This is a genomic window from Nocardioides sp. L-11A, from assembly GCA_029961745.1.
Classification (GTDB): domain Bacteria; phylum Actinomycetota; class Actinomycetes; order Propionibacteriales; family Nocardioidaceae; genus Nocardioides.
This window is the reverse complement of record CP124680.1, coordinates 1-16,199: the sequence shown is the minus strand read 5'-3', so window position 1 is coordinate 16,199 and position 16,199 is coordinate 1. Positions and strand designations below refer to the sequence as shown.

The window sequence follows — 16,199 nt, the reverse complement described above, 5'->3', positions numbered from 1 at the left end:
CGAACGTGTCTTTGGGTGCTGCGAACCCGGTCGGGGTGGTTGGTGCTCGCGTGGGAAGGTAACCGCGCTGAGGGGCCGCTGGGTTCAGGTCATCGGTTCGCCGCTGACGGGGTGGTCGGGGTGGCCGCCGAAGAGGGTGTCGGCGAGCCCGAGAACGCGTTGGGTTTGGTCGGTTTGGCTGCCTCTCGCGATCTTCCAGAACCAGTGCAGGGTGTCGTCTTCGAGGCCGAGCATGTTGCAGAGGTCCTCGGTGAGAGTGAGGCCGTCGGAGGCGATGGTCGTGGGGTCTGCGTCGAGGCGAAGCTCGGCCTCGAGCGGCGGTGGGACTGGGATGCGGAGCTTGCGTGAGGTGCCGTCGTGTTCGTTGAGGTCGAAGGGTTTGGTGCGGGGCCAGAGTCCGCCGGCGATCTGGTAGCCCGTGTTGAGGTCGAGCTCGTCGTGGGTGACGCGGATCAGGCACAGAAGCGCGACGGCGAGAGTGTTGATGTCGCTTGTTCCGAGGGAGGGTTTGCGGGGCGTCCTGACCTCGCCTTCGGGGGCGGCGTAGATGGCGCCGCGTGTCCAGGTGAGGCCTATGGTGCCGTCGTCGTGGAGTTCGACGGTCAAGATCATGGATCGTCCGGGCAGGACTCCGCCGGCACTTCTTGTGTGCTCGAAGACGTAGCGTCGCAGCGAGCGTCGGGGGGAAGAGAGCTCGAACATGGCGGCGATCGCGAAGAACCGCTGCTCGTTGAAGGAGCGGCCGCGTGCGGTCAGGTGGGCGGCTATGTCGTGAGCGAGGATGCGGGCGGACTCGACGATGTCCTGTGCAGTACGCCTGGCGTCCGGTCCGGGAAGTGGGCCGCGGCGCGGCCGTGTGGGGCGGGCGATCGCGACGAAGGTGCCGGGGTCGTCGTCGATGGGTTGTAGGGTCCGCCGCTCGACCAGCTCGTCGAGCATCTCGCGTAGCTCTCGTTCGCGGGCACGGCGGCCGTCGATGCGGCGGCGGTAGGCGGCCTCAAGCTCCTTCTCGGTCATGTTGCGGGTCTTGGAGCCGGCGCGGACCGGTGCGATGAGCCAGCCCTGGTGATCACCGGCGCTTCTGGGCTGGACCAGGTGGGGAGCGTCATCGCTCTCGGGTACGTGGATAGCCAAGACCGTCGCACCGGCATGGGCGCCTTCAGTGTTGGTCAAGATCGTAAGGTCGACCGGGACGGGTGGGTAGATGTGGCTGTAGGCGACCTGACGGATCCGGTCTTGCTGGACCTCGTCGGTGAGGTCGCCGAGGTCCTTGATCTTGTGGGGGCCGGTCTTGAGTTCCTTGACGCCGCATATGAGGAGTCCGCCTCGGGTGTTGGCCATGGCGGCAATGTCCTTCGCCAGTTCGAGCTTGGCGAGTTCGAGTCCGTCGGACGTGAGTGGGCCGCTGGGCGGGTGAAGGTGGAGGACACTCTTCCAGTCGAGCTGATCGGTCTCGGCGATGCGCTGGTCGGCGGCCTTCTCGACTAGGTCAAAGGTGAGGTCGCGGCCGGTCTCTCCGAGGGCTGCGTGGAGCGGAGTCGTCACGGTGTTCACCCTAGGGTGGCGAAGTAGACAGGGTGGGTGGTTACGGGACCTAGCTGCGTAGGCGGTCGCCTCAGCGACCGCCCATGCCTTGCCCGTCGTTGGGCGGTCCAAGTGTGCTCAGGTCGGGTCTGTTCCACGGAACCGTTGCCAGGGAACCCCGCCCAGCACTCGCTTCGTGTGCCATCGCGATGTCCTCCATCAGGCTGTCCCCGACCTACATAACCTCATCGGGTTGGCGACCACAGTCGGCCATGATCGTGCGCAGGACTTCGATGTTCGGTTTGGTCGATCCCGCCGGGACGTGTTCGTGAACTGTTGCCTCCAAGCCGTACGCATACTCGGGCAGCGTCCGTACGTCCTCGATCGAGAGCCCCTTCGGCGTGTCATGTCGGGCGCACCGTAGAGGCGATCGATCACCCCGTCGAGGCCTGTTCGCCTGACCCGCCACTCTGTCCAGTACGCCAACGACTCGGTGTAGGCCGCGATCACCACGTCCTGCTCTTTCAGAGCAAGCAGGGCCTTCTCGGCACCGGGATAGAGCTTCGTGTGCTCGATCCGCGCAGACGCTGGGCACGCACTCCCTCGCTGTAGAACTCGTCAAGAGGTACGCCGCCGGCGGCCTCGACGAGGGACAGCACCTCACCGATCAGGAAGGAGTACTCCGTCGTACCCAGCGTCTGGTGGACGGCACGGATCTCGGCCTCTAGTTGCGCGGCCGGCACGTCACTCACCTCCACCAGACCGTCCAGCAGCGCTGAGAAGGACGCGTACCACGCGTCGAACCAGTCCCAGAGGTGTTGTCGAGATCCGTGATCAGGAGCCGCAGCAATGGCCTACCTTCTCGGAGGTCACATCCTGGTCACTGGCGGCACCTCGGTGGGAGGAAGGCGACCATCGTGGCCTTGCCCGCTAGGGTGCAGCTGCAGCTCGTGTCGCGCTGGCGCAGTCACGTTGATGAACGGCCGGCTGAGGACTATCCGCCGTCCGGTCGACCAGCTCGGCCACCTGCGCCTCCTTCAGCACCAGGCTTGTCAGCTCGTGTCGGCCGTGGCGCGCCACGAACACCCGGTCCGGACTGTTCATCGAGGGCCGTGACGGGACGGTCGACGATCTCGACGACGAGGCGCTGGCGCCCTCCATCGTCGCCACGCCACATCGGACGAGGGCTGCTCGTAAGGCGTCGATCTGGCAGGTCGGAAGTGCCTCCGGCTTGTCGGTGGCGGGCGGCGAGCGTGTCGGGTCAACGGGATCGTCACCGAAGCGAGGCGTCGACGGAAATGGTCACAAGCGTAGGCAGGCCGGGTCAGCGAACGCCCTTCCCCCTACAGTCCCCCTGGCGACGATCCCGAACCAAACCAGAGCACTCATGAAACGAAAGAAACCGCAGAATGACCTGCGGTTTCATGTGGTGGAGCCTAGGGGACTCGAACCCCTAACCCCCTGCTTGCAAAGCAGGTGCGCTACCAATTGCGCCAAGGCCCCGCGCTCGGGCCGGGCCCGAGCGGGTGATTCAGTTCTTGGGGAGGGTGTCGGTGGCCTCGGCCCAGAGGGCCTGCTCGGCCTTGCTCTCCTGGAGCTTCTTGCCGGCGATGACGAGGCCGACGACCCCGAAGACCGCGAGAAGAACCTTCTTCATGCTGCTCCTCCTTCGAAGAAGCCCCGGTCCGCGATGTACGCAGCCGGGGCTTTCCGTGGGCCTAAGAGGACTTGAACCTCTGACCCCCACATTATCAGTGTGGTGCTCTAACCGTCTGAGCTATAGGCCCGGGTGGCATGCCGCTCTGGGTGGAAGCCCCGCGGCAGCAAGCCGATCACAGAGACTACCGGAGCCGGTCTGGCCGGGACAAAACGAGGGCCCCTCGTGCCTCCCTCGCCCTCGGCCGCCGGGTGGACCCGACCTCGGACCGGGTCGACCGCGGCGTGGCAGCGTGGCACGACGAAGGAGCGACGCGCTCACGCCATCAAGCTCAGTTGTCCTCGGCGAGGGTGATCTCGACGCCGCCCAGGAGCGCGGCCGACATGTTGTAGAGGAAGGCGATCAGCGTGGCGGCCGCGGTGATCAGGACGACGTCGATGGCGGCGACGAGCATGGTGAAGCCGAGGACCCGGCTGGTGCCGACGTAGTCCTCGATCCGGAAGGACGCGACGTCCTCTCCGCCGATGCCCTCCTGGATCGTGGAGTTGATCGAGTCCCACACGCCGGCGGCGCCGAGGACCTGCCACACCATCGCCACCGACACCACGGTGACGACGGCGAAGGCGATGGACAGCAGGAACGACGTCTTCATGACCGACCAGGGGTCGATCCGGGTCAGGCGCAGGCGGGCGCGGCGGGGGGCGCGGCCCTTGGCGGGGGCCGCCGGCACCCCACCGGGTACGCCGCCCGGCCCGGTCGGCGGGACGGGCCCGGGCGCCGAGGGCGCGCCGGCGGGGCGGCCTGCGGCGGCCGCCGGCCGGACCACGGTGTCCTCGACGCGCTCAGTCATCAGCTCTCACTCTCCCCGTCGGGCTCGTTCGTGCCCGCGGACCCCTCGATTGTGGCATCCGGGGCCTGAACCTGCGATTCCGTCGAGCCCTCTCCCGCCTCGGCGGCGCCTTCCTCGAGCTCCTCCTCGTCGGCCTCCTTGGCCTCGACCGAGCGGGCCACGACGGCGACGGCGTCGCCCTTCTTGGGGCTGACGAACTTCACCCCCTGGGTGGCGCGGCCGGTGGGCCGGAAGTCGTCGTTGATGGGGCTGCGCACGACCTGGCCGGACTGGGTGATGGAGAGCACCTCGTCGCCGTCGACGACGATGAACGCGCCGACGAGGGAGCCGCGCTCCTCGTTCTCGAGCTTCATCGCCTTCACGCCGAGCCCGCCGCGGCCCTGGACCTTGTACTCCGAGATCCGGGTCCGCTTGGCGAAACCGCCGTCGGTGATGGTGAAGACGTACTGGACGTTCTCGTCGCTCTCCTCGACCGCCGCGTCGGCGGCGCGGATCACGCTCAGCGAGAGGACGGCGTCGCCGTCGCGGAACTTCATGCCGGTGACACCGGACGTCGCCCGGCCCATCGGGCGCAGCTGCTCGTCGTCGGCGACGAACCGGATCGACTGGCCCTTGCGGGAGACCAGCAGGATCGAGTCCTCGCCGTTGACCAGCTCGGCGCCGATCAGCTCGTCGTCGTCGTCGCGGAAGTTGATCGCGATGACGCCGGCCTGGCGCGGGCTGTTGTAGTCGCCGAGCCGGGTCTTCTTGACCAGGCCCTTCTTCGTCGCGAGGACGAGGTACGGCGCCTGCTCGTAGTCGCGGATCGCGAGCACCTGGGCGATCGACTCGTCGGGCTGGAAGGAGAGCAGCCCGGCGACGTGTCCGCCCTTCGCGTCGCGCGAGGCCTCCGGCAGGTTGTAGACCTTGGTCCGGTAGACCCGGCCGGCTGTGGTGAAGAACAGCAGCCAGTGGTGCGAGGTGGTCGCGATGAAGTGCTCGACCACGTCGTCGCCGCGCAGCGAGGCACCGCGCACGCCCTTGCCGCCGCGCTTCTGGGTGCGGTACTGGTCGGCGCGGGTGCGCTTGGCGTACCCGCCGCGGGTGATCGAGACGACCTGGTCCTCGTCGGGGATCAGGTCCTCCATGGACAGGTCGCCGTCGGCCGCGATGATCTGGGTACGCCGGTCGTCGCCGTACCGCTCGACGATCTCGCCGAGCTCGTCGATCACGATCTGCCGCTGGCGGGCGACATTGGCGAGGATGTCCTTGTAGTCGGCGATCTCGAGCTCGATGGCGGCGAGGTCGTCGATGATCTTCTGCCGCTGCAGGGCGGCGAGCCGGCGCAGCTGCATCTCGAGGATCGCGTCGGCCTGGAGCTCGTCGACGTCGAGCAGCTCCATCAGGCCCTCGCGGGCCTCCGCGACGTCGGGCGAGCGCCGGATGAGGGCGATCACCTCGTCGAGCATGTCGAGCGCCTTGACCAGGCCGCGCAGGATGTGGGCCCGCTCCTCGGCCTTGCGCAGGCGGTACTCGGTGCGTCGGCGGATCACGTCGACCTGGTGCTCGACCCAGTTGCTGATGAACTGGTCGATCGTCAGCGTCCGGGGTACGCCGTCGACCAGGGCGAGCATGTTGGCCGAGAAGTTGGTCTGCAGCTCGGTGTGCTTGAGCAGGTTGTTGAGGACGACCCGCGCGACCGCGTCGCGCTTGAGGACGACGACCAGTCGCTGGCCGGTGCGCGAGGAGGTGTCGTCGCGCACGTCGCTGATCCCCTGCACCTTGCCGGAGTCGGCGAGCTCGGCGATCTTGAGGGCCAGGTTGTCCGGGTTGACCATGTAGGGCAGCTCGGTGATGACCAGGCAGGTGCGCCCGCGGTTGTCCTCGTCGACCTCGATCACCGCGCGCTGGGTGATCGAGCCGCGGCCGGTGCGGTAGGCCTGCTCGATGCCCTGGCGGCCGACGATGAGCGCGGCGTTGGGGAAGTCGGGGCCCTTGATCCGCTCGATGAGCGCGTCCTGCAGCTCCTCGCGGGTGGCGTCGGGGTGCTCGAGCGCCCAGGTGGCGCCGTCGGCGACCTCGCGCAGGTTGTGCGGTGGGATGTTGGTCGCCATGCCGACCGCGATGCCGGCCGAGCCGTTGACGAGCAGGTTCGGGAACCGCGCCGGCAGGACCAGCGGCTCCTGCGAGCGGCCGTCGTAGTTGGGGCCGAAGTCGACGGTCTCCTCGTCGATGTCGCGCACCATCTCCATGGCCAGCGGCGCCATCCGGCACTCGGTGTACCGCATGGCCGCGGCCGGGTCGTTGCCCGGCGAGCCGAAGTTGCCCTGGCCGTTGATCAGCGGCGCGCGCATCACCCACGGCTGGGCGAGCCGGACCAGGGTGTCGTAGATCGCGGAGTCGCCGTGGGGGTGGTACTGACCCATCACGTCGCCGACCACGCGCGAGCACTTGGAGAAGCCCGCGGTCGGGCGGTACCCGCCGTCGTACATGGCGTAGAGGACCCGGCGGTGCACCGGCTTGAGGCCGTCGCGTACGTCGGGCAGCGCGCGGCCGACGATGACCGCCATCGCGTAGTCGATGTAGGAGCGCTTCATCGACTCCTGGAGGTCGATGGGCTCGACCCGGCCGCCGCCGTCCATGCCGTCGCCGAGGTTGCTCTGCGTCTCAGTCACGATTGCTCTCTCTGGTGTCGTCTATCGATGTCTAGGGATGGTGTTAGAGACCTAGATATCGAGGAAGCGAACGTCCTTGGCGTTGCGCTGGATGAAGGAGCGCCGCTGCTCGACGTCCTCGCCCATGAGGATCGAGAAGATCTCGTCGGCCTGCGCGGCGTCCTCCAGGGTGACCTGCAGCATCAGCCGCTGGTCGGGGTCCATGGTGGTCTCCCACAGCTCGTCGGCGTTCATCTCGCCCAGACCCTTGTAGCGCTGGACCGGGTTCTCCTTGGGCAGCTTCTTGCCCTGCTCGAGCCCGTCGCGCATCACCGCGTCGCGCTCGGCGTCGGAGTAGACGAACTCGTGCTCGTGCGGCTTGTTCCAGCGCAGCCGGTACAGCGGCGGCTGGGCCATGTAGACGTAGCCGTGCTCGATCAGCGGGCGCATGAAGCGGAACAGCAGCGTCAGCAGCAGCGTGTTGATGTGGTGGCCGTCGACGTCGGCGTCGGCCATCAGCACGATCTTGTGGTAGCGCAGCTTGTCGATGTCGAACTCTTCGTGCACGCCGGTGCCGGCGGCCGAGATGATCGCCTGCACCTCCTGGTTGGCCAGGACCTTGTCGATGCGCGCCTTCTCGACGTTGAGGATCTTGCCTCGGATCGGGAGGATCGCCTGGATCCGCGGGTCGCGGCCCTGCTTGGCCGAGCCGCCCGCGGAGTCGCCCTCGACGATGAAGACCTCGCACTCCTCCGGGTTGTTCGACTGGCAGTCGGCCAGCTTGCCGGGCAGGCCGCCTCCGCCGAGCAGGCCCTTGCGGTTGCGGGCCAGGTCGCGGGCCTTGCGGGCCGCGATCCGGGCGGTCGCAGCGGCCTGGGCCTTGCGGATGATCTCCTTGCCCTCGCCGGGGTTCTTCTCCAGCCAGTCGCCCAGGTGGTCGTTGACGACCGACTGGACGAAGCCCTTGGCCTCGGTGTTGCCGAGCTTGGCCTTGGTCTGCCCCTCGAACTGCGGCTCGGAGATCTTCAGGCTGATGATCGCGGTGAGACCCTCGCGGATGTCGTCACCGGTCAGCCGGTCCTCCTTCTTCTTGATCAGGCCCCACTCCTCGCCCCACCGGTTGACCAGCGAGGTGAGCGCCGCGCGGAAGCCCTCCTCGTGGGTGCCGCCCTCGGGCGTGTTGATCGTGTTGGCGAAGGTGTGGACCGACTCGTTGTACGACGACGCCTGCCACTGCATCGCGAGCTCGAGGCTCATCGGGTTGGCGGCGTCGTCGCCGGTCTCGGCCTCGAAGGCGATGATCGTGCTGATCGCGGTCTTGTTGCGGTTGAGGAAGTCGACGTAGTCGGCCAGCCCGCGCTCGTACTGGAAGACCTGCTCGAGCGCCTTGTGCCCGTCGACGTCGACGGCGTGCACCGCGCCGAATGATGCAGTGGCGGTCGCCACGCCGCTGGTCTCGTCGGCGGTGCCGTCCTCGACCGCGTCGGCGATCTCCTCGGCCTTGGGCCGCGCGTCGCGCAGCTCGATCCGCAGGCCCTTGTTGAGGAAGGCCATCTCCCGGAACCGGGTCGAGATGGTCTCCAGGTTGTAGTCGGTGGTCTCGAAGATCTCCGGCGAGGCGAACCAGGTGACGGTGGTGCCGGTCCGCTCCCCCTCCTCCAGCGGCCGCACCTGGCGCAGGTCGTAGGCGGGGATGCCGAGGGCGAAGTCCTGCTCCCACAGGTAGCCGCGGTTCTTGATCTCCAGGCGCAGGTGGGTGGACAGCGCGTTGACGACCGAGGAGCCGACGCCGTGCAGACCGCCGGAGACCTTGTAGCCGCCGCCGCCGAACTTGCCGCCGGCGTGCAGCACGGTGAGCGCGAGGGTCGCGGCGGGGAGCTCCTGCCCGGGAGCGGTGTCGGTCGGGATGCCGCGGCCGTTGTCGGCGACGCTGACCGAGCCGTCGCCGTTGAGGGTGACGTTGATCGTGTCGCAGTAGCCGGCCAGCGCCTCGTCCACGGCGTTGTCGACGATCTCCCAGATCAGGTGGTGGAGACCGCGCTCGCCGGTGGAGCCGATGTACATGCCGGGCCGCTTGCGGACCGCCTCGAGGCCTTCGAGGACCTGGATCGCCGAGGCGTCGTACTCGGGGAGCTCCTCGGCCGGGGTCCCGGTCGTCTCCTCGGGGACCTCGGGCACGACCTCGGGGGACTGGTCGTCAGTGGACACGCGGGACCTCATTCACTTGAAGGCATGGCGAAGGCCGAGTCAGGCGTCCCGAGACGCGTTCCCGGCCGATAACCCATTCTAGCCGCCTGAGGGCCCCAGGACACGTGTCGCCGCCCCGCCCGGGGGGGACACGGGGTGAAATGTGGCCCCAGACGGCTCAGAAACAGCGATCGGAGCGCCGCGCAGGGGTGGAGCTGTGTCCCCATACGTCACGAGGGGCCCCGAGCAGTCTGGTTCCGCCCCAGGGATCGGTCGCGGGCATCATCCGTAGGTGTCGCGGGGCCCGCGGCTGCCCGGCGCCTTGCGTCGGCCGTGCTTCCAGCTCGGGGCGTGCGGCCCGAGCACCTCGACGATCGTCACCGTCCCGTCGCCCAGCTCCTCGTTGAGGCGCTTGACCACCGAGGCGGCGAGCAGCTTGAGCTGGGTCGCCCAGGCGGTGGAGTCGGTGCGGACGACGAGGGTGCCGTCGGTCAACGACTCCGGCGTGCTGTGGGCGCCGATCTCGGGGCCGACGATCTCGGCCCAGCGGGCGAACACGCCACGCACCCGCAGGTCCAGGGCCCAGCCCCGGTCGCTGATCAGCCGGCCCAGCTCGGAGGTGAGCGCCTGGGGGTCGCGGCCGTCGGGATAGGCGCCGCTGAGCTGGGGCTCCCCCCGGCCGCCGCCCCGGCGCCGGAAGGCCCTGCGCTTGGCGGCGTCGGAGCCGACCCGCGGGAGCCGGCGCGCGGGCGTCGTACTCGCACCGGCGGTGCCCATCGTCAGCGAGCGCGCCAGGTCCAGCCCGTCGGGGCGGTGCTCCTCGGGCTCCTCCGGCTCCTCGGCCCCGTCGGGCCCGGTCTCCTCGGGCAGGTCAGCCACGGGTCACCTCCCCCGCGGCGACGTGGAAGGTGGCGCCCGACAGCTCGGCCGGCACGTCCTCGGCGACCGCCGCGGTCACCAGGACCTGCTCGGCCCCGGCGACCAGCGCCGCCAGCTGGACCCGCCGGTCGGCGTCGAGCTCGGCGAAGACGTCGTCGAGGATCAGGATCGGGTCGTCGCCGTCGGCCCGCAGCAGGTCGTACGACGCCAGCCGCAGCGCGAGCGCGAAGGACCACGACTCCCCATGACTGGCGTAGCCGCGCACCGGCAGACGCTCGTCGTCGCCCGGCCCCAGGGTGAGCAGGAGGTCGTCGCGATGCGGCCCCACCAGGGTGACGCCGCGGCCGATCTCGTCGGACTGCCGACGCGCGAGCTCGGCCCGGAAGGACTCCTCGGTCGGCTCCGGGACACTCGGGCGGTACTCGATCCGGGCGTCGTCCCGCGAGGCACCGCGGGCCACGGCCTCATAGGCCTTGCCGACGTACGGCGCGAGGTCGGCGGTGAGCGCGAGGCGGGCGGCATAGAGCTCGGTGCCGGTGGAGACCAGGTGGTCGTCCCACACCGCCAGGGTCGCGAGCGCGGCCTCCCGACTGGACCCGCGGGCGGCGTACAGGGTCTTGAGGAGGGTGTTGCGCTGCTTGAGGACCCGTTCCTGGTCGGCGATCAGCCCGGCGTGGCGCGGGGTGCGCAGCACGAGCAGGTCGTCGAGGAAGCGGCGCCGGCCGCCGGGGTCACCCTTCACGAGGGCGAGGTCCTCGGGGCTGAACACGACGGTGCGGACGATGCCGGCGAGCTCGCGCACCCGCGGCAGCGGCGAGCGGTTGATCCGCGCGCGGTTGGCCCGGCCCGGATTGAGCTCGACCTCGAGCACCGCGGTGCGGCCCTCGCGGACCACGGCGGCGCGGACGATCGCCTGCTCGGCGCCGGCGCGGATCAGCGGCGCGTCGGTGGCGACCCGGTGCGAGGAGAGCCGCGACAGGTAGTCGACCGCCTCGACCAGGTTGGTCTTGCCCTGCCCGTTGCGACCGACGAAGGCACTCACCCCCGGCTCGAGCTCGACGTCGACGTCGGCGTACGACCGGAAGTCGTGCAGGCTGAGCCGCGCGACGTGCACTCCGCCCACCTCCTTCGACGCGTCCTCGTGACGATTGTCCCCCGAAGCCGGTCTCGGGAGTGGTTTGCGGGCCGCGGGAAAACCCTAGGCTGAGTCGCATGACGCAACCACCCACCCCTCCGTACGGGGCACCCGATCCCTACCAGCCGCCGCCGGGCTACGCGGCTCCCGGCTACGGCGCTCCGGCCGGCGGCTCCTTCTACATCAGCCATCTCGGCCAGGAGCAGGGACCGATCGACATGGGGACGCTGGCGCAGATGGCGCTCAGCGGCCAGATCCGTTCGGACACGCCGGTCCGGACCGCGGAGAGCCCGCAGTACTTCGCGGCGAAGGACCTGCCGGGTCTGTTCTCCGACAAGGACTGGACCACGACCCTGATCCTGTCGATCCTGCTGGGCCAGCTCGGCGTCGACCGGTTCTACCTCGGCCAGGTGGGCCTCGGTCTGCTCAAGCTCTTCACCTGCGGCGGCCTCTACATCTGGTGGATCATCGACATCGTCTCGGTCGCGACCCGCAAGATGCGCGACGCCCAGGGCCGGCCGCTGCGCTGAGCCATGGCCGACCTGCACGCACCGCCGGCGCGGCGGCCGCGGACCACCGAGGTGGTCGCGGCCGTCGGCGTCGCCGCGCTGGGGGTCAGCCTGTTCCTCTCCCCCGAGCACATCGAGGACGGGCCGATCATCTGCCCGTTCCGCCGGCTGACCGGGCTGCCCTGTCCCGGCTGCGGCCTGACCCGGTCGTGGGTCTACCTCACCCACGGCTGGTGGCGCGACTCGTTCCTCGCGCACCCCTTCGGCCCGCTGTTCGCCGCGGTCATCATCGGCCTGGCCGTGGCCGCCGTCCGAGCGCGGGTACGCCGCAGCGGACCGCCGTCGCTCGACCGTCTGGTCCGCCACCCGGTCGCTGTCGCCGTCCTCGTCGCGTGGCTGGGCTTCGCGCTGGTCCGGGCTGTGCTCGCAGCCTGATCCCGTCGCCACGCAACAACCAGAATTGTCGTCGCGAGGGGCGATCCGCGACGAGATCGGTCGTTGCGCCGTCGCTCAGGCGTCCGGGTTGGCCTCGCCGCCCGGCGGCGGGTCGGTGTGGACCGCGTGCCCGCCGAACTGGTTGCGCATCGCGGCGATCGCCTTCATCGCCGGGCTGTCGTCCTGGCGCGAGGTGAACCGGGCGAACAGCGACGAGGCGATGACGTGCATCGGCACCGCGTTGTCGATCGCCGCCTGCACCGTCCAGCGGCCCTCACCCGAGTCGTCGGCGTACCCGCGCAGCTCGTCGAGGTGCTCGTCGGCCTCGATCGCCTCGGTCAGCAGGTCGAGCAGCCACGAACGGATCACGGTGCCGTGGCGCCAGGACTCGAAGATCGCGGGGACGTTCTCGACGATGTCGACCTTCTCGAGCAGCTCCCAGCCCTCGGCGTAGGCCTGCATCATCGCGTACTCGATGCCGTTGTGGACCATCTTGGCGAAGTGCCCCGCGCCCGGCGTCGGCCCGGCGTGGACCGCCCCGCCCTCCTCGGGCTTGAGCGCGTCGAAGGCGGGCTGGACCTTGGCGATGTCGTCGGGCGCGCCGCCGTACATCAGGGCGTAGCCGTTCTGCAGGCCCCAGACGCCGCCGGACACGCCGCAGTCGACGAAGCCGATGCCGCGCTCGGCGAGTGAGGCGGCGTTGATCGCGTCGTCGGTGTACTTGGAGTTGCCGCCGTCGACGACCAGGTCGCCCTCGCCGAGCAGCTCCTTGAGCTCGGCGACCGTCGAGCGGGTGGGGTCACCGGCCGGCACCATCACCCACACCACCTTCGGGGCGGGCAGGGCATCCACCATCGCCGCCAGGCTGGCGACGTCGGCGAGATCCGGGTTGCGGTCGTAGCCGACCACCGTGTGGCCGGCCTCCCGCAGCCGGGTGCGCATGTTGCCACCCATCTTTCCGAGTCCTACGAGTCCGATGTGCATGGCGCATCTCCCTGTCGGTCGCGGGTGGGTGGCGGTGGTGCTCAGCTCAGCAGTCGGCGCGGCATCAGCAGGTAGCGGAAGGATCCGGCCTCGGCGTCGTCCGCACCCTCGTCGGCCGTGCCGCTGATCACGACCGGCTTCGACGGCTGGGTGAAGGCGAGCTCGACGACGGCCTCGTCGATCGCGCCGAGCCCGTCGAGCAGGAAGTTCGGGTTGAATCCGGTGACCAGCTCGTCGCCCTCGATCTGGGCCGCCACCGACTCCGACGCCTGGGCGTCGTCGCCCGAGCCGGCGTCGAGGATGAGCGCGCCGTCGCGGAAGCTGAGCTGCACGGCGGTGTTGCGGTCGGCGACGAGCGAGACGCGCTTGACCGACTCGATCAGCTCCTGCCGATCGATCTTCGCGACGGTCAGCTTCTCCGACGGGAACAGGCTGCGGACCTTGGGGAACTCACCGTCGAGCAGGCGGGTCGTGGTCCGGCGTACGCCGCCGGGGCCGGTGCCCTCGAAGCCGATGATGCCGTCGCCCGAGCCCGAGGCGGACAGGGCGATGGTGACCTCGGGGCCCGCGGTCAGCGACTTCGCGGTGTCGCCGAGGACCTTGGCCGGGACCAGGGCCGCGACGGTGGCGTCGGGGGTGCCGGGGTTCCACGCGAGCTCGCGCTGCGAGAGTCGGAACCGGTCGGTCGCGAGCAGCGCGATCGTCGAGCCCTCGATCTCGAGGCGGACGCCGGTGAGCACGGGGAGCATGTCGTCGCGACCCGCGGCGGTGACGGCCTGGGCGACGGCGTGCGCGAAGGCCTCGCTCGACACCGTGCCGGTCGCGGCCGGCATCTCGGGCATCGTCGGGTAGTCCTCGACCGGCAGCGTCTGCAGGGAGAACCGCGAGGAGCCGCAGGTCAGCGAGACGCGGGCGCCGTCGAGCGCCAGGTCGACCGGCTTGTTGGGCAGGCTGCGGCAGATGTCGGCGAGCAGCCGGCCGCTGACCAGGGCCCGGCCCTCGTCGCTGACCTCGGCGGCGAGGGTCGCACGTGCGGAGGTCTCGTAGTCGAACGTCGACAGCACCAGGCCGTCGTCGCCGGCCTCGATGAGCAGTCCCGCGAGCACGGGCGCGCTGGGCCGGACGGGCAGGCTGCGCGCAGCCCAGGCGACGGCGTCGGCGAGGACGTCGCGGTCGACACGGAACTTCACGTCGTCGTACCTCTCACGTGGTGGGTGGGAGTTGCATCCTGCCACGTCGTCCCTGAGCGCGGCAGTGCGGCCGGTGAGCGAGGGAATGATCCACAGATCGGGGGTCCGGAGGAGTTCCGGCGATCGAGGTCCGCATGTCGTCAGGGAGTGGTCATAGCGGCGGTGGAAACTGTGGAGAACGGGTGTTTCCGCAGGTGAACCGCACGATGACCGGTGGATGACGGTTGTGGACGAGATCCGGAACCCCAAGCGTCGATGTGGATGACCGGGGCGATGTGGAGGGCCGAGTAGGTGCCTCCACGGAATCCTCCCCGTGTAGTTCTCACAATTCCACCGGACTTCTCCACAGGCGCGGCAGCGTCGATCTGCGACACGCTCGCGCCCATCAACTCTGGCGGGCCTGCATCTTGACCCGGTTGGTCAGCTCGCTCACCTGGTTGAAGACGGCGCGACGCTCGCCGAGGAGCTGGTTGATCTTCCGCTCGGCGTACATGACGGTCGTGTGGTCGCGGTTGCCGAACTGCGCGCCGATCTTGGGCAGCGAGAGCCCGGTGAGCTCGCGGCACAGGTACATCGCGATCTGCCGGGCCATCACCAGGTGACGTCCACGGCTGGGACCGGTGAGCTCGTCGATGGAGAGCCCGAAGTACGCCGCGGTCTGCGCGATGATCAGCGAGGCGGTGATCTCCGGCTCGCCGCCCTCGGGGATCAGGTCCTTGAGGACGATCTCGGCGAGCGTCATGTCGACGTCCTGCCGGTTGAGGTTGGCGAACGCGGTGACCCGGATCAGCGCGCCCTCGAGCTCGCGGATGTTGGTCTGGATCTTGCTCGCGATGAACTCGAGGACGTCGGACGGCGCGGTGAGCCGGTCCATCGCGGCCTTCTTGCGCAGGATCGCGATCCGGGTCTCGAGGTCCGGCGGCTGCACGTCGGTGATCAGGCCCCACTCGAACCGGTTGCGCAGCCGGTCCTCGAGCGCCTCGAGCCGCTTGGGCGGGCGGTCGGAGGTGAGCACGATCTGCTTGTTGGCGTTGTGCAGCGTGTTGAAGGTGTGGAAGAACTCCTCCTGCGTCTGCGTCTTGCCCTCGAGGAACTGGATGTCGTCGATGAGGAGGACGTCGATGTCGCGGTACTTCCGCTTGAACCTGTCCTGCCGGTCGTCCCGGATCGCGTTGATGAACTCGTTGGTGAACTCCTCGCTGGAGACATAGCGCACCTGGGACCCGGCGTAGATCGTGCGTACGTAGTGGCCGATCGCGTGCAGCAGGTGGGTCTTGCCGAGGCCGGACTCGCCGTAGACGAGGAGCGGGTTGTAGCTGCGGCCCGGCGCCTCGCTGACCGCGACCGCGGCCGCGTGGGGGAACCGGTTGGAGGAGCCGATGACGAAGGTCTCGAAGGTGTACTTCGGGTTCAGCCGGGACTCGCCGCTGCGGGTGGCGGACGGACCGGCGGACGCGGCGCCGAGTTCCGGTCCGCCGACCGGGGGCATCGACGAATCGACAAGGGGATTTGTCGACATGGCGACTTGTCGATCCGGGAGGGCGTCGGCCGGGGCGTCCTCCCGGGGCCGGTCCAGTGGGCGGTCCAGTGGGCGGTCGAAGGCGGGGGTCGGGTCGAAGCCGTCGTAGGTGCCGGCCTTCTCGTAGGCCGGGCCGTCGTCGTACGACGGGGACGTCGGCTCCTGCCCCAGCTCGTGGCGCAGCGAGGCGTCGACGGTGACCGCGAGCTGGACGTCGTGGCCGAACCGGTCGCTGAGCGCGTCCTCGAGCTCGCCGCGCAGCCGGCCCTCGAGGCGCTTGCGGGTGAAGTCGTCCGGCACGGCGACGATCGCGGTGGTGCCGTGCAGGGTCACCGGACGGCTGGCCTGGAGCCAGGCCCGCTGATGGGTCTGCAGATCGCCGACGACCAGGGCCCACTCCTGGACCAGACGGGCGGTGGCCGGGTCGACGGGAGGGGTGTCCGGGGCGGGACTGCCTGCGCTGCTCGGGGTGCTCGTCTCGTCCTGGGGCCGATCCGGGTTGCCGGTCACGCCACTCCCTCTCGCTGGTCGGGTCTCGCGAAGTCGCGACGGATCCGATCCGGCGCTGGCTCCACAGGTTTGTCCACAGGTTGTGAACTCTTGCATCATCGCGGTGACGATGCCGAACCGAGGCCTGTCCGAGCGTCCGTGGATCCACTGTTTGCGCAGGTCAGAGGATCGTTCCCGAGAAGGAACG

Annotated in this window: 12 protein-coding genes and 2 tRNA genes; 2 read left to right on the top strand and 12 right to left on the bottom strand. The window is 69.5% G+C overall.

Annotated features, from left to right (window positions below; all coding sequences use genetic code 11):
* Positions 1 to 84: 84 nt before the first annotated feature.
* The 9 genes from QJ852_00070 to recF form a co-directional block, all read right to left on the bottom strand.
* Positions 85 to 1,545: an ATP-binding protein gene (locus QJ852_00070; protein WGX96841.1), complete on the bottom strand. Its 1,461-nt coding sequence runs from the start codon at positions 1,543 to 1,545 to the stop codon at positions 85 to 87.
* A 1,406-nt stretch (positions 1,546 to 2,951) separates the two neighbouring features.
* Positions 2,952 to 3,027: transfer RNA gene (locus QJ852_00065), tRNA-Ala, on the bottom strand.
* Between the two features lie 28 nt (positions 3,028 to 3,055).
* Positions 3,056 to 3,181 carry a DLW-39 family protein gene (locus tag QJ852_00060; protein WGX96840.1) on the bottom strand — a complete coding sequence of 42 codons (126 nt, stop codon included), beginning with the start codon at positions 3,179 to 3,181 and terminating at the stop codon, positions 3,056 to 3,058.
* A gap of 56 nt (positions 3,182 to 3,237) precedes the next feature.
* Positions 3,238 to 3,311 (bottom strand) — tRNA-Ile (locus QJ852_00055).
* Positions 3,312 to 3,512: 201 nt separating this feature from the next.
* The gene (locus QJ852_00050; GenBank protein ID WGX96839.1) at positions 3,513 to 4,031 is read right to left on the bottom strand and encodes a DUF3566 domain-containing protein; all 519 of its coding nucleotides are present in this window, start codon (positions 4,029 to 4,031) and stop codon (positions 3,513 to 3,515) included.
* The gene (gene gyrA / locus QJ852_00045; GenBank protein WGX99513.1) at positions 4,031 to 6,652 is read right to left on the bottom strand and encodes a DNA gyrase subunit A; all 2,622 of its coding nucleotides are present in this window, start codon (positions 6,650 to 6,652) and stop codon (positions 4,031 to 4,033) included. Before gyrA ends, QJ852_00050 begins: the two co-directional genes overlap by 1 nt.
* Positions 6,653 to 6,736: 84 nt before the next feature.
* Complete coding sequence (gyrB, locus tag QJ852_00040) at positions 6,737 to 8,884, bottom strand: DNA topoisomerase (ATP-hydrolyzing) subunit B (protein ID WGX96838.1); 2,148 nt, start codon at positions 8,882 to 8,884, stop codon at positions 6,737 to 6,739.
* Positions 8,885 to 9,133: 249 nt separating this feature from the next.
* Positions 9,134 to 9,730, bottom strand: a complete 597-nt coding sequence (locus QJ852_00035; protein ID WGX96837.1) for a DciA family protein — start codon at positions 9,728 to 9,730, stop codon at positions 9,134 to 9,136.
* On the bottom strand, positions 9,723 to 10,844 hold the full coding sequence (gene recF, locus QJ852_00030) for a DNA replication/repair protein RecF (GenBank protein ID WGX96836.1): 1,122 nt from the start codon (positions 10,842 to 10,844) through the stop codon (positions 9,723 to 9,725). The genes QJ852_00035 and recF overlap by 8 nt, the downstream gene beginning before the upstream one ends.
* Positions 10,845 to 10,942: 98 nt before the next feature.
* Between recF and QJ852_00025 the strand changes: the two genes are divergently transcribed.
* Together QJ852_00025 and QJ852_00020 are read left to right on the top strand one after the other, a co-directional pair.
* Positions 10,943 to 11,395, top strand: coding sequence for an NINE protein (locus QJ852_00025; protein ID WGX96835.1), 453 nt, complete (start codon positions 10,943 to 10,945; stop codon positions 11,393 to 11,395).
* Positions 11,396 to 11,398: 3 nt separating this feature from the next.
* Positions 11,399 to 11,809: a DUF2752 domain-containing protein gene (locus QJ852_00020; GenBank protein WGX96834.1), complete on the top strand. Its 411-nt coding sequence runs from the start codon at positions 11,399 to 11,401 to the stop codon at positions 11,807 to 11,809.
* Positions 11,810 to 11,884: 75 nt separating this feature from the next.
* Here QJ852_00020 and gnd read toward each other — a convergent pair whose 3' ends face one another.
* From gnd to dnaA, 3 genes are all read right to left on the bottom strand, one after another.
* Positions 11,885 to 12,793, bottom strand: a complete 909-nt coding sequence (gnd, locus tag QJ852_00015) for a decarboxylating 6-phosphogluconate dehydrogenase (GenBank protein ID WGX96833.1) — start codon at positions 12,791 to 12,793, stop codon at positions 11,885 to 11,887.
* A gap of 41 nt (positions 12,794 to 12,834) precedes the next feature.
* Positions 12,835 to 13,983 carry a DNA polymerase III subunit beta gene (dnaN, locus tag QJ852_00010; GenBank protein WGX96832.1) on the bottom strand — a complete coding sequence of 383 codons (1,149 nt, stop codon included), beginning with the start codon at positions 13,981 to 13,983 and terminating at the stop codon, positions 12,835 to 12,837.
* Positions 13,984 to 14,368: 385 nt separating this feature from the next.
* On the bottom strand, positions 14,369 to 15,910 hold the full coding sequence (dnaA, locus tag QJ852_00005) for a chromosomal replication initiator protein DnaA (GenBank protein WGX99512.1): 1,542 nt from the start codon (positions 15,908 to 15,910) through the stop codon (positions 14,369 to 14,371).
* Between the last annotated feature and the right edge of the window lie 289 nt (positions 15,911 to 16,199).

Bases quoted from the DNA above. Each gene is read 5' to 3' on its own strand.
- QJ852_00060 (WGX96840.1), bottom strand. From the start codon at position 3,181: ATGAAGAAGGTTCTTCTCGCGGTCTTCGGGGTCGTCGGCCTCGTCATC.
- QJ852_00050 (WGX96839.1), bottom strand. From the start codon at position 4,031: ATGACTGAGCGCGTCGAGGACACCGTGGTCCGGCCGGCGGCCGCCGCA.
- gyrA (WGX99513.1), bottom strand. From the start codon at position 6,652: ATGGACGGCGGCGGCCGGGTCGAGCCCATCGACCTCCAGGAGTCGATG.
- gyrB (WGX96838.1), bottom strand. From the start codon at position 8,884: ATGAGGTCCCGCGTGTCCACTGACGACCAGTCCCCCGAGGTCGTGCCC.
- QJ852_00025 (WGX96835.1), top strand. From the start codon at position 10,943: ATGACGCAACCACCCACCCCTCCGTACGGGGCACCCGATCCCTACCAG.
- QJ852_00020 (WGX96834.1), top strand. From the start codon at position 11,399: ATGGCCGACCTGCACGCACCGCCGGCGCGGCGGCCGCGGACCACCGAG.
- gnd (WGX96833.1), bottom strand. From the start codon at position 12,793: ATGCACATCGGACTCGTAGGACTCGGAAAGATGGGTGGCAACATGCGC.